The organism is Pseudarthrobacter chlorophenolicus A6 (genome assembly GCF_000022025.1).
GTDB lineage: Bacteria > Actinomycetota > Actinomycetes > Actinomycetales > Micrococcaceae > Arthrobacter > Arthrobacter chlorophenolicus.
In genome coordinates this window covers 3,853,012-3,865,830 of record NC_011886.1, presented here as the reverse complement: position 1 = coordinate 3,865,830, position 12,819 = coordinate 3,853,012, and the positions used below count along the sequence as shown (strand labels likewise).

Here is a 12,819-nt window from a genome sequence, read left to right as displayed (position 1 = left end):
CCGACGGCGGACGGCCACCCTTGGTGCCCAAGGTCACCACACGGTGTGCGGAACCGGAGCCGTCAGCAGGTCAGAGCGCGCCGCCGGCGGCTTCCGGCGCGTTGGCGTCGCGGCCGCCGTCGCCCACGGTTTCCCGTGCGATGAAGTTCTCGATGTCGAAGAGGTTGTCCGCCCGTTCGGCGATGTTCAGCAGCGTGGTCATTGACGCCACTTCCTCCACCTGTTCCTTGAGGAACCAGAGCATGAACTGCTCGCCCAGGGCGTCGTTTTCGGCGCGGGCGGCACGGAACAGGTCCTCGATGTTCCTGGTGACTTCCTTTTCCTGCTGCAGCGCGAGGGCCAGCGGCTCGGTGACCTTGGCGAAATCGGTCCGGACAGCCGGAACGCCCGGAATGCTGAAGGGAATGTCGCGGTCCAGCATGTACTGGACCATCATCATGGCGTGGTTCCGTTCCTCCACGGACTGGCGGAAGAAGTAGCGGGCCAACTGGGGCAGGTCCTGGTTGGCGAACCACGTGGCAACGGCGATGTACTGCTGGGACGCCGTGAATTCGTTGCCGATCTGGGTGGACAGGAGAGCGTTGAACGTTGTTGTGGTCATAGTGCCGAGTGTAGGGACGGACCTGAGCTCCCACCAGAGGGGAAAATCTCGGGCCTCGAGGGGGTTGAGACCGTCCTTGGCCGCGTCCGGATGGCCGGCGGGTCAGTCCGTTGCAGGATCGATGGACACCACGGCGAGGAACCCGCGGCCGGTGACCTCCGGAGTCGCGTCATCGGATCCCACCACCGAGTCGTACCGCGCAAGATCAGCTGAACCGCCGGCCCCGTCCTCCACCGTAGCCTGCCCTTGCAGCAGGACGGCGATCTGTCCCGCAAACACCGGGTGGGCGCGCTTCTTGGAGATTTCGATGACGGATGCGTAGCCCTTGAACGCATCTGTCCGGGCGATGACGTTGAGGTTCCTGATGTCTCCGGTGGGCAGGGCGGCAGTGGTGGCGGCGCCGCCGTCGAACCGGAACGGCCGGTACTTTTCCACCGGACGTTCGGAGCCGTCCACGCTGAGGAGCAGGAGGTCGCCCTCCACCACGGTCAGCACGCGCTCGCAGCCCGGGAACGGTGAGAAGTCACCGGCCTTGGTGACATCGGCGAGGCTCACCCGCCAGCCCCACCCGTCAGCCGTGGCCGGTTCGCCGGCCGGGCCGCTGAGGACTTCCCGCGTGGTGCCGCCGCCGTTGCGCCAGGGAGTGGCCTTGAGTTCTGCGAAACGGATGATCTGCATCTGCCCAGCCTAGTTCGCGGCCGGGGCCGGCCGGTTCCGCTGCCTGGCAGTGCGCGGTTGATTACGTGGGCACGCATCGCAGGTTGGACCCGGCCCTGTTACTCTCCTGCGGGGGGTCAACACGAAAACAGCCTGAAGGAGCCCGGGAATGTTCGTCAAAGTGTGTGGTCTCAGCACGTCTGAATCCATCCGTGAAGCGGTGGATGCCGGGGCGGATGCGGTGGGATTCGTCCTGACCGCCAGCCCGCGGGTGGTCTCTCCCGGCCAGGTTTCCACCTTGCTGGCGGACGTGCCTGCCGGCGTCACGCCCATTGCCGTCTTCCGCTCTGAGCCTGTGGCCGACGCCGTTGCCATTGCCCGCGCCGCGGGGCTGCAGTGGATCCAGCTGCACGGCGAGCGCACCCGCACGGATGTTGCCACAGTGCACGACGCCGGCATGAAGCTGGTCAGGGCGGTCACCGTTGGTGCCGGGCCGGATGAGCTGGAGGACTGGGGCGAAGACCTCCTCCTGATCGATGCCGCCGTACCCGGCTCGGGTGAGAGCTGGGACTATGCGTCCATGGCGGATCTCCCGGTCCTGAAGGGCCGCCAGTGGTTGCTCGCCGGCGGGCTGGACGCAGCCAACGTCCGGGATGCTTCCGTGGCGGCCCACGCCTGGGGCGTGGACGTGTCCTCCGGCGTGGAGGCATCCCGCGGGGTCAAGGACCTGGCAAAGATCCGGGCCTTCGTGGGTGCCGCAAAGGCCGGCGCGAAAGTCTAGGACTGCCCCCGTAAACCCTGTGTTCGGGCGTTGTCAGTCAGGCCATTCAGGGTCCGCTCAGGGGGATCCCCCACGTTCGGGTTCGCAGTCGCGGTGGACAATGGATGCATGAAGACACTGCTCAACATCATCTGGCTGGTATTCGGCGGCTTCTGGCTGGCGCTGGGGTACTTCGCGGCAGGGGTAATCTGCTGCCTGCTGATCGTGACCATTCCGTGGGGCATCGCCTCGTTCCGGATCGCGGCCTATGCGCTGTGGCCTTTCGGGCAGATGGTGGTGGACAAGCCGGGCGGCAACGGGCCGTTCGCCCTGCTGGGCAACGTGATCTGGCTGCTGGTGGCCGGCATCTGGATCGCTATCGGCCATGTCGCCACCGCGATCGCGATGGCCATCACCATCATCGGCATTCCCTTGGCCATCGCCAACCTGAAGCTCATCCCGGTGTCCCTGATGCCGCTGGGCAAGCAGATCGTGCCCACCAGCACCCCGTTCGTGAGCACCTACCGCTAGTCCCGCGCTCTGGCCATTTTTGCGGGATCCCGGTCAGAGCTAGACTCGCAACGCGGGAAGCTGCTGGCAATCGCTGCCCTGGCTATTGGCTACGGCATTGCCACTATGGCGTTGATCAGGACTTTGGGCTTCATCCCGGGTTCGGTCCAGCAGCTCACGCAGTAGCCGGCCCTTCGCAGGAACATTCCTCACCTGCGCCGGAATACGCCGTCCGCCAGGATGGCCACGGTATCGCTGTCGTCCAGTTCCGCGGCGATGTCCACGTCCTCAGCGTAGCCGGCGCCCGTCAGTTCGCGGCCGCTGGCGCAGCCGTGCAGCATCTCCCGCAGCCGCGGCTCGGCTGCTTCGTAGACGGCCATTGCCGCCACGGCTTCGGGTGAGTAGCCGTGCCGGCCGTCCCTGCCTTCATCCGCGTCGTAGCCGCCCCTGCCCGTAGCTGCCAGGCCTGCGATGAAGGCGCCGGCACCGATCTGGTCCTCCACGGCGGGCCGGAGGGTTCCGTCGTGCCAGCGCTCACCGGCGGCGATCACGGCAATCACAGCGTCCTCCGGCAGGTTCGCGGCCACCCAGTCGGCTGTTGCCGCCGCGTTGCGGAGGGACACCGCGGCTACCAGCGGAACGTGGCCGGCCAGTTCATGGCAGAGTGCTGAGCCGTTGGGGGAGGGGAGCACCACCCGGTCCAGGGAGTCCGCGGCGCGCAGGCTGGCGGGGGACAGGCTGAGCCCGCCGCCGTCGCGCGGTCCGGCAAGCTGTGCGCCGTGGTGGGCGGCGAAGTCCTCGGCGCTGGTGTCCTTCCACGCGTAAGGGAACACCTCCGCGCCACGGTCCAGCGCCACGCTCACACAGGTGGTGAAGGACAGGACGTCCACCACCACGGCAAGGTCGGCGCCGGAGGTGATGGCGGCCGCGTCCGGTCCCCACTCGAAGCGGACTGTATAGGGGAGCTGCCAGTGCGCGGCATTCGCCGTCCTGGTGTGCCGCGGGTTCGAGCCCGGTGCGTTCATGCCAGTTCGCCCTTCAGGTTGCGGTGCGCGGAGTCCTCCCACAGCGCCTTTGCGCGGGGGCTGTGGAACAACGGGTCCAGTTCGAGCAGATGGCGTACGACGGCGGCCCGGCCGGCGGCGAAGTCTTCGTCGCCAATGTGCGCATAGTCTTTGCGCACGGCGGCCACGTAGCGGGCGTACTGGTCCGGTTCCCCGCCGAGGACGGAAAGGTCCGCGTCACAGAGGAGGGCGCCGCCGTCGTCCCCCGGTTCCGGCCGGTGGTCCGAGGTCAGGCGCACCAGCCGGGCAACCTCGTCCACCTCCGCGTCGGGGAGCCCGGCGTCGGCCAGCCGGTCCTCCGCCAGGCGTGCGGACTCCTCCTCGTCCTGCTCCGCGATTCCCCGGTAGACGGCGTCATGGAACCAGGCTGCCAGCAGCACCGTGCGGGGAGGTTCGGCGGGCTCGGTGAGCAGGTCCAACGCCTCGAGGACCGAGAGCAGGTGGGTGCAGCCGTGATAGTGCCGGTACGGTTCGCTCCAGCGGTCCAGCAGGTCCAGGAACAGGGCATCATGGCCGTCCATGATGGTGTTCCACCTGTTCAGCAGCGGCACCTTGAGGGATTTGTTCCGCTGCCGCGCGGGGATCCGCAGTCCGCTGGCGATCAGTTTCCGCACCAGGACCCGCGCCTCCACGGGTACGGCGCCGGCAGTCACCAGGTCATCAAAGCGCCGCTCCGGCACATCGTAATGGTCGCCGTCGAACGCCCGCTCCGGGATGCCCGCGGCGCCGGCGAAAGCATGCAGCTCCTCCAGCGAACTGTCCGAAACCAGATGTGAGAAGTGCGTTCCGTGCGCAGGCCACAATGGCGGGTCAAGGTAAATGGCCATGCAGGAAGTGTAGTGCCGCCGCCCCGCTGCCGCCCGGCAGGGCGAAACCCGCCAAAAGCGGCGCCGCAGTCACAATCCGATCTGCGGGTTAAATTGGCAATCCTGTCCGCAGATACGAACTACTATGAGCGAATGACCCTCATTCGCGTTTCAGAGGCTGCCCGCTTCCTCGGTGTCAGTGACGACACGGTACGCCGCTGGACGGACAACGGCTCCCTCACTGCCCTCAGGGACGAGTCCGGCCGGCTCGCCGTGGACGGGCTGGAGCTCGCCCGGCACGCCCAGAAACTCGCCCAGCTTCCCGACGACCCGCACCGGACCGGAAGTTCGGCCCGCAACAGGTTCGTGGGGCTGGTGACCGGGATAACGGCGGACAAGGTCATGGCGCAGGTGGAACTCCAGTGCGGACCCTTCCGGGTGGTGTCCCTGATGAGCAGTGAAGCCGTCCGGGACCTGGGCCTCGAGCTGGGGTCCGTAGCTACGGCTGTGGTCAAGGCGACCACCGTCATCATTGAAACCCCGCAGGGGAAGGGAACAATATGAAACGAAGCCTCACCACGGCGTTCGCGGCCATGGCGCTGGCGGCCGGGCTGGCCGGATGTGCCGGCAGCAGCGCACCGGCGGGCAGCACAGGCACCTCATCCGAACCCGCTGCCACAACCCTGACCGTCTTCGCCGCGGCGTCGCTCAAGTCCAGCTTCACCGGGTTGGTCGAAACGTTCGAGGCACAGCACCCCGGCACCCGCGTCAGCCTGAGCTTCGCCGGCTCCTCCGACCTCGCCACGCAGATCAACCAGGGCGCTCCGGCGGACGTTTTTGCGTCCGCGGACACCAAGAACATGGACAAGGTCACCGGGGCGGGACTGGCCGAGGGCGAGCCCCGGGTTTTCGCCACCAACACCCTGGCCATTGCGGTCCCCGCCGGAAATCCCGCCAGGGTCACCGGGTTCCAGGACCTCGCCAGGGACGGCCTCCGGCTGGTGACCTGCGCCAAGCAGGTGCCCTGCGGAGCGGCCGCCGCCACGGTGGCGGACAAGGCGGGGGTCACCCTCCGCCCGGTCAGCGAGGAAAACGCGGTGACCGACGTCCTGGGCAAGGTCACCTCCGGTGAAGCCGACGCCGGCCTGGTGTATGTCACGGATGTCAAATCAGCCGGGACCAAGGTGGACAGCATCCCGTTCCCGGAGGCCGGTGCCGCCGTCAACAGGTACCCCATCACGGCCCTGGCCGGGGCAAAGGACAAGGAAGCGGCCAGGGCCTTCGTCGACCTCGTGCTGGGATCCGACGGCCAGCGGGTTCTCGCCCAGGCCGGGTTCGGCCCAGGCGGACAATGAATCTTCGGGCGCGGCAGCCGTATACCGGCATCCCGCGGTGGGTTTCCGGACTGGCTGTCCTGGCCGCCCTGGTGGTGGTCCTGCCCCTGGTAGCCATCGTGGCCCGGGTCAACTGGGCAAACTTCATTCCGCTGGTCACCTCAGAGTCTGCACTGGACGCACTTGGACTGAGCCTGCGCACATCGGCCGCGAGCACGCTCCTGTGCATCGTCCTCGGCGTTCCGCTGACCCTTGTCCTGGCCCGCGGCAGCTTCCCCTTCCAGCGGCTGCTCCGCTCCCTGGTCCTGCTGCCGCTGGTGCTGCCGCCTGTGGTGGGCGGCATTGCGCTGCTCTACACCTTCGGCCGGCAGGGACTCCTCGGCGGCGCACTGCAGGTCCTCGGCATCCAGATCGCCTTCTCCACCACCGCCGTGGTCCTTGCGCAGACCTTCGTGGCCCTGCCGTTCCTGGTGGTCAGTCTTGAGGGGGCGCTGAGGATCGGCGGGCAGAAGTACGAGGCCGTGGCCGCCACCCTCGGCGCGCCGCCGGGCGTCGTGTTCCGCCGCGTCACCCTTCCGCTGATCCTCCCGGGGCTGGTCTCCGGAGCCGTGCTTTCGTTTGCCCGCAGCCTGGGGGAGTTCGGCGCCACCCTCACTTTCGCGGGCAGCCTGCAGGGCGTTACCCGCACCCTGCCGCTGGAGATCTACCTCCAGCGCGAGACTGATCCCGATGCCGCCGTCGCCCTGTCACTCGTCCTGGTGGCCGTCGCGGTGGCGGTGGTGGCGCTGGCCTATGGCCGCCCCGGCGGACTGCATCGCCAAGGCCAGGCTCTGTGGGGCCGTTCCGGGGAGCGCCCGACGACGGCGGGCACCGCGGGCGGGAGCATCCGGTGAGCTTCTCGTTCCACGCTGCCGTGGCCCAGCGGGATTTTGACGTGTCCCTCGCGCTGGGGCCCACCGAAACCGTGGCGGTGATGGGTCCCAACGGTGCGGGCAAATCCACCCTGTTGTCCACCATCGCGGGCCTGATACGGCCGGACACCGGGCAGGCCGGGCTGAACGGCCGGACGCTGTTCCACCTGGGGTCCGGGACCCACCAGTGGACGCCGCCGCACCGCCGGGGAACCGCGCTCCTTGCCCAGGAACCCCTGCTGTTTCCGCACCTCACGGCGGCTGACAATGTGGCTTTCGGACCACGCAGCGCCGGCATCCCGCCACGCAAGGCAAGGGAACTCGCGCTGCAGTGGCTGGCCGAGGTGGAGGCTGCGGACCTGGCCGGCCGCCGCCCCGCCGGGCTATCCGGCGGCCAGGCGCAGCGCGTCGCCGTCGCCCGTGCCCTCGCTGCCGATCCGGGCCTCCTCCTGCTGGACGAGCCCATGGCGGCCCTGGACATCCATTCCGCCCCGCTGCTGCGGCGGCTGCTGAAACGGGTCCTCGCGGACCGGCAGGCCATCATCGTCACCCACGACGTGCTGGATGCGCTGATGCTGGCGGACCGCGTGGTGGTCCTCGAGAACGGGCGCATCGTGGAGGACGGGCCAACACGTGAGGTGCTGGAGCGGCCCCGCAGCCCGTTCGCTGCCGGCCTGGCCGGGCTCAACTTCGTCACCGGAACGCTGACGGCATCCGGGATCCGGACGTCCGGCGGGCAAGGCGTTGCCCCGGACCTGGAGATCGCCGGGCACCTGGAAGAACCGGGCGAAGCGGGCCAGGCAGGCGCCGCCGGGCTGCCGGGCGCGGCCGTGTTTCCGCCGTCGGCCGTGTCCGTGTTCCTGACGGACGCACACGGAAGCCCGCGCAATTCGTTTCCCGTGGAGGTCACCGACCTTGAGCCCCATGGAGACCAGATCCGGGTCCGGGGAGGCGGCCTGGCGGCGGACATCACCCCCGCAGCCTCGGCAGAGCTGGGCCTGGCCCCGGGGATGACTGCCCACTTCGTGGTCAAGTCGGCGGCGGTATCCATCTACGCGACATGATTTACAAAGTTATTTACATATTCTGTCAAAGTGAGTGACAAACTTCACAGTGTTCCGGTACCGTTCGGATGGGCGGCAGGCCATCGCCGCCGCCCATCAACCGGAACCGACCCCCGTCCGCGCCTCAACCGGCAGCGGTGCGGGGTCCCCTGCGAAGGAGCCACCGCTGTGAAAATCGCCAGAATCCTTGCCGCCGTTACCGCGACCGCCGCGCTGATGGGACCGCTGTCCGCGCAGGCAGCCCCCACTCCGGGCGGAGATACGGCAAGCCCCGACATAGCCGGCGGCAGCACCACCACCATTTCAGCGGCCCCCTATGCAGCGCAGATCTCCTTTGACGCCACCGGCACCAAAGTGGGATGCACCGGCAGCCAAATCTCGGCCAGCTGGGTGATCACGGCTAAGCACTGCAATTCCGCCTCCCTGCAGTCGGTCCGGCTGGGAACCACCTACCTGGAATCCGGCGGCACCGTGAAGACCGTGGCCGCCCGCTATGCCTCCAGTACCGGCGACGTCCTGCTGCTGAAGCTGTCCACCCCGCATTACGGCTCTTACGTGGGCCTCTCCAGCTCCTTCCCTGCCACCGGGACTCCGGCCAAGGTGTACGGCTGGGGCGACCAGACAGAAGGCGCGGGCACCATGTCCTACAACCTCAAGACAGCCGACGTCACCGTGGCCGGCCAAGGCACCGACACCTACGGCGGAGCCTCCGTCAGGACGCAGTCCCAAAGCGGGCACACCCTGGGCGGGGACTCCGGTGGCCCGCTCATCGTCAACGGCAAGCTGGTAGGTGTCCTGTCGACGTCGAGCATCCTGCCCAGCCCGAACCCTTCCAGCTTCACCAGGTACTACAACGACCACGCGTCCGTGTCCCGCAACCTCAGCTGGATCACCAGCGTCTCAGGGGTGGGGGCTTCCTGAGCCTCAACCTTCCTGGCTCCCGCCCGTCCGGGTAACCGGGCGGGCGGCGGCGGTTCCGCGGCGACGCGCAGCCGGCCACGCCGGCGGGCGGCTTGTTGGGGGAGCCGTCCGCCGGCGTTTTGCGTTTCCGCAGCACGGCGCCGCCGGGAAAATCCGGGGGTTCGCTGTGGGAAAACAGGGTCCAAAGACAGCGGTTTTTCAAAGTTGAGCGTAGTACACTCAACCCAAAGGAAATCCGCCCCTGAAAGGAGCCCTCTTTGGACGTCAAATTCACCACCAAGAGCCAGGAGGCTCTTTCGGCTGCCGCCATGAACGCCTCGACTGCCGGCAACCCGCAGGTGGAACCTGCCCATCTCCTGAAGGCCCTGATGGACCAGCGCGACGGCGTGGCGGTGGCGCTGCTGAAGGCCACCGGAGCCGATCCGGACGCCGTCAGCGTCCAGGCCAGCAGTGCCATCAAGGCACTCCCTGCCACCTCCGGCGGTTCCACGCAGCAGGCCCAGCTGTCCCGCCCGGCCCTGCAGGCCATCCAGAATGCCAAGACCGAGGCCGAGAACCTGGGCGACACGTTCGTCTCCACCGAAGTGCTGCTGCTGGGCCTCGCCGCCGGAAGCGACGCCGTGGGAAGGATCCTTCGCGACGCCGGTGCCTCCCACGAAGCCCTGGCGGCCGCCCTTCCCGGCGTCCGCGGCGACCGGAAGGTCACCAGCCAGGACCCTGAGAACACCTTCCAGTCGCTGGAAAAGTTCGGCACAGACCTCACGGCCATGGCCCGCTCCGGCAAGCTGGACCCGGTGATCGGACGCGATACGGAAATCCGCCGCATCGTCCAGGTGCTGAGCCGCCGCACCAAGAACAACCCGGTGATCATCGGCGAGCCCGGCGTGGGCAAGACCGCCGTCGTGGAAGGACTCGCCCAGCGCATCGTCGCCGGCGACGTCCCAGAAAGCCTGCGCGGCAAGACCCTGATCGCCCTGGACCTCGCCTCCATGGTGGCCGGCGCCAAGTACCGCGGCGAATTCGAGGAGCGGCTCAAGGCCGTGCTTGAGGAGATCAAGAACTCCGAAGGCCAGATCGTCACCTTCATCGACGAGATCCACACCGTGGTGGGCGCCGGCGCCACCGGCGACTCCTCCATGGACGCCGGCAACATGCTCAAGCCCATGCTGGCCCGCGGGGAGCTGCGGCTGATCGGTGCCACCACCCTGGATGAGTACCGTGAGAACATCGAAAAGGACCCGGCCCTGGAACGCCGCTTCCAGCAGGTGTACGTGGGAGAGCCAAGCGTCGAGGACACCATCGGCATCCTCCGCGGCCTGAAGGAACGCTACGAGGCGCACCACAAGGTCACCATCGCTGACTCCGCACTGGTGGCGGCAGCCACCCTGTCCAACCGGTACATCTCCGGGCGGCAGCTTCCGGACAAGGCCATCGACCTGGTGGATGAGGCCGCCTCCCGGCTGCGCATGGAGATCGACTCGGCACCGGAAGAGATTGACCAGCTGCAGCGGCTGGTGGACCGGCTCACCATGGAGGAATTGGCCCTCCAGGACGAAAAGGATGCCGCGTCCGTGGAGAGGCTCGCCGCGCTGCGGGCTGACAAGGCTGACCGCGAGGAGGAACTCAACGGGCTCAAGGCCCGCTGGGAAGCCGAGAAGGCCGGCCTCAACAGGGTGGGCGACCTGAAGGCAAAGCTGGACGAATTGCGCGGCGCGTATGAGAAAGCTGCCCGGGAGGGCGACCTCGAAACCGCCTCGCGTGTGCTTTACGGCGAGATCCCGGCGCTGGAACGCGAGCTCAACGCCGCCGCCGAGGCAGAGGCTGCCGTGACGGACAAGTCCTCCCAGATGGTGGCCGAACAGGTAACCGCCGATGACATCGCCGAGGTCATCTCCGCCTGGACCGGCATCCCGGCCGGGCGCATGCTGCAGGGCGAAAGCCAGAAGCTGCTGCACATGGAAGAGGAGCTGGGCCGGCGGCTGATCGGCCAGGCCAAAGCCGTCACTGCCGTATCGGATGCCGTCCGCCGTGCGCGGGCCGGCATCAGCGATCCCAACCGGCCCACCGGTTCATTCCTGTTCCTGGGCCCCACCGGCGTGGGCAAGACCGAGCTGGCCAAGGCCCTGGCGGACTTCCTGTTCGATGACGAGCGTGCCATGGTGCGCATCGACATGTCCGAGTACGGCGAGAAGCACTCCGTGTCACGCCTGGTGGGTGCCCCTCCGGGATACGTCGGCTACGAAGAGGGCGGCCAGCTCACCGAGGCCGTCCGGCGCCGCCCGTACTCCGTGGTGCTGCTGGACGAGGTGGAGAAGGCGCACCCCGAGGTGTTCGACATCCTGCTCCAGGTGCTCGACGACGGGCGCCTCACCGACGGCCAGGGCCGCACCGTGGACTTCCGGAACGTCATCCTGGTGCTGACGTCCAACCTGGGCAGCCAGTTCCTGGTGGACCAGACCCTCGATGCCGAAGCCAAGCGCAACGCCGTGATGGCCACGGTGAACGCGTCCTTCAAGCCGGAGTTCCTGAACCGGCTGGACGAGGTGGTACTGTTCGACGCCCTCACGGTGGAGGAACTCGGCCACATCGTCGAACTGCACGTGGGCGAGCTGGGCCGGCGGCTGCACGAACGCCGGCTCACCCTGGAGGTCTCGGATGGGGCCAAGGCCTGGCTGGCCATTTCCGGTTTCGACCCCGCCTACGGTGCCCGCCCGCTGCGCCGGCTGGTACAGCGCGAGATCGGCGACCGGCTGGCCAGGGCCATCCTCGCCGGAGACATCATCGACGGCGACACCGTGCTGGTGGACACCGCAGCCGATCCCGGCGAACTCGCCAACGGCAACGTGGACGCCCTCACGGGTGCCCCGTCGGCCGGGCTGTCGGTGCGCCGGAAGGACTAGCGACCCCTCACGGGCGTGCTGTCCCGGCGGGTAACCGTCAGGGCAGCACGCTTGCGTTGATGACGTTGCCGTTCGGGGCCGTCACGTAGCAGTCCGCCCTGCGGTCCCCGGCGTCCCAGCTGGTGCTGCTGGGGAAGCTGCGCTGGTAGTTGAGCTGGAAGTTATTGGCGGCCGGCCCCAGTTTGGTGGCCTGGCAGATCTCCAGGGCCTTGGCCTTCAGCGTCTCGGCCCCGGGATAGCGCTCACCGGCGGGATAGCGGAAGACCCCCACCAGCTGCGCGGAATGACCCGTATCGCAGGGCACCGCGGTTGAGGCCAGCGATTCCGGATCGAAGTCCTTGAAGCAGTCACCCACGGCGTAGTCCGCAGGCTTGACGCCGTCCCTGGGCAGCGGCAGCGGCGTCGCCCGCGGCGTGGGGGTGGTTTCCAGGACTCCAGCCTGGCCGTCCTGGCCTTCCGGGGAGGCTGCACCAGCGTTGAGCCACAGGGCCAGCCACACCAGGCCGCCCACCACGGCAACGAGGACGACGGCGAAGAGCGCCTTCCACAGGGTCTTTGTTCTGGGCGTTGGGCTCGGCGCGGTGGCACCCGATGGTGTGGTGGCGCCGGATGGTGTGGTGCCGGCGGCACCGGAGGCCGAAGGGCCGGCTTCAGCATGCTGCGGTGGCCACGTCACCGATGCCGGTGCCGGTGCGGCGTCCACCCGGGGGATACCGGCTGTTGGTGGGGAGGCTGGCTTCGGCGGGACGTCCTGGGGGTTCACGGCTGCATCCTCCTGCGTTGTTCGTCGCGTCAGTGCTGTAAAAACCCGCTGTCCGAAGGGTTTTGGCAGCTGCCTGAAGCGACTCTACCGAAGAAAAAACCCGGAAACCCGCGGGCGGACCGGGGAATGGTAACCCAACCACCGGTGGGAGCGCGCCGGGCGGCGAGCAGGGGCCGCCGAAAGCATGTAATCTAGGTGTACGACAAATTGACCAAACATTCCGGGGCCTCACCGATCGCCAAGGTGACCACCTCCGGTCCAAGTACAAAAGGGGGTCACGCCATGGGGCGCGGCCGTCAAAAGGCAAAAGCTACCAAGCAGGCTCGGGATATCAAGTACTACTCCCCGAACACTGACTACTCGGCACTTCAGCGTGAGCTGACGGGCCCAGGCAGTCGTGTGACGAGCCATTACGCCAATGAGCCGGTGGAACCGGACTATTCGGCTTATGTGGATAAGTATGCGGATGATTTGGAAGATGATGACGACGAGGTAGACAACCGTCGCATCGGCTAGTCGCCGCTGAGC

The 12,819-nt window shown here is 67.8% G+C and carries 14 protein-coding genes; 9 read left to right on the top strand and 5 right to left on the bottom strand.

The genetic code is table 11. The features are described from left to right. Positions 1-70: 70 nt before the first annotated feature. The gene (locus tag ACHL_RS17485) at positions 71-601 is read right to left on the bottom strand and encodes a ferritin (protein ID WP_015938640.1); all 531 of its coding nucleotides are present in this window, start codon (positions 599-601) and stop codon (positions 71-73) included. Positions 602-703: 102 nt separating this feature from the next. Then, a complete protein-coding gene (locus tag ACHL_RS17480; protein ID WP_015938639.1) occupies positions 704-1,279 on the bottom strand; it encodes a HutD/Ves family protein in 576 nt (191 codons plus the stop codon). A gap of 148 nt (positions 1,280-1,427) precedes the next feature. Here ACHL_RS17480 and ACHL_RS17475 point away from each other — a divergent pair, with 148 nt between their 5' ends. Continuing rightward, positions 1,428-2,039 (top strand): phosphoribosylanthranilate isomerase, encoded by a 612-nt coding sequence (locus tag ACHL_RS17475; RefSeq protein WP_015938638.1) that lies wholly within the window; start codon positions 1,428-1,430, stop codon positions 2,037-2,039. Positions 2,040-2,147: 108 nt separating this feature from the next. Next, complete coding sequence (locus ACHL_RS17470) at positions 2,148-2,549, top strand: YccF domain-containing protein (protein ID WP_015938637.1); 402 nt, start codon at positions 2,148-2,150, stop codon at positions 2,547-2,549. A gap of 188 nt (positions 2,550-2,737) precedes the next feature. On the opposite strand, the gene ACHL_RS17465 is transcribed toward ACHL_RS17470, so the two are convergent. Together ACHL_RS17465 and ACHL_RS17460 are read right to left on the bottom strand one after the other, a co-directional pair. Beyond that, entirely contained in the window at positions 2,738-3,553 is an 816-nt protein-coding gene (locus ACHL_RS17465) for a 2-phosphosulfolactate phosphatase (RefSeq protein ID WP_015938636.1), read from the bottom strand. Beyond that, positions 3,550-4,419: a DUF4031 domain-containing protein gene (locus ACHL_RS17460; RefSeq protein WP_015938635.1), complete on the bottom strand. Its 870-nt coding sequence runs from the start codon at positions 4,417-4,419 to the stop codon at positions 3,550-3,552. The genes ACHL_RS17465 and ACHL_RS17460 overlap by 4 nt, the downstream gene beginning before the upstream one ends. Positions 4,420-4,551: 132 nt before the next feature. Here ACHL_RS17460 and ACHL_RS17455 point away from each other — a divergent pair, with 132 nt between their 5' ends. From ACHL_RS17455 to clpB, 6 genes are all read left to right on the top strand, one after another. After that, positions 4,552-4,962, top strand: a complete 411-nt coding sequence (locus ACHL_RS17455) for a TOBE domain-containing protein (protein ID WP_015938634.1) — start codon at positions 4,552-4,554, stop codon at positions 4,960-4,962. Beyond that, the gene (modA, locus tag ACHL_RS17450) at positions 4,959-5,753 is read left to right on the top strand and encodes a molybdate ABC transporter substrate-binding protein (RefSeq protein ID WP_015938633.1); all 795 of its coding nucleotides are present in this window, start codon (positions 4,959-4,961) and stop codon (positions 5,751-5,753) included. The genes ACHL_RS17455 and modA overlap by 4 nt, the downstream gene beginning before the upstream one ends. After that, positions 5,750-6,625, top strand: a complete 876-nt coding sequence (locus tag ACHL_RS17445) for an ABC transporter permease (protein ID WP_015938632.1) — start codon at positions 5,750-5,752, stop codon at positions 6,623-6,625. Before modA ends, ACHL_RS17445 begins: the two co-directional genes overlap by 4 nt. Next, on the top strand, positions 6,622-7,707 hold the full coding sequence (locus ACHL_RS17440) for a sulfate/molybdate ABC transporter ATP-binding protein (protein ID WP_015938631.1): 1,086 nt from the start codon (positions 6,622-6,624) through the stop codon (positions 7,705-7,707). The genes ACHL_RS17445 and ACHL_RS17440 overlap by 4 nt, the downstream gene beginning before the upstream one ends. Positions 7,708-7,875: 168 nt before the next feature. Next, positions 7,876-8,628 (top strand): S1 family peptidase, encoded by a 753-nt coding sequence (locus ACHL_RS17435; RefSeq protein WP_015938630.1) that lies wholly within the window; start codon positions 7,876-7,878, stop codon positions 8,626-8,628. 257 nt (positions 8,629-8,885) lie between these two features. After that, a complete protein-coding gene (gene clpB, locus ACHL_RS17430; RefSeq protein WP_015938629.1) occupies positions 8,886-11,528 on the top strand; it encodes an ATP-dependent chaperone ClpB in 2,643 nt (880 codons plus the stop codon). 37 nt (positions 11,529-11,565) lie between these two features. On the opposite strand, the gene ACHL_RS17425 is transcribed toward clpB, so the two are convergent. Further along, on the bottom strand, positions 11,566-12,291 hold the full coding sequence (locus tag ACHL_RS17425; protein WP_015938628.1) for a septum formation family protein: 726 nt from the start codon (positions 12,289-12,291) through the stop codon (positions 11,566-11,568). A gap of 282 nt (positions 12,292-12,573) precedes the next feature. Here ACHL_RS17425 and ACHL_RS17420 point away from each other — a divergent pair, with 282 nt between their 5' ends. After that, positions 12,574-12,807, top strand: a complete 234-nt coding sequence (locus ACHL_RS17420) for a DUF3073 domain-containing protein (protein ID WP_015938627.1) — start codon at positions 12,574-12,576, stop codon at positions 12,805-12,807. The last annotated feature ends 12 nt before the right edge of the window (positions 12,808-12,819 follow it).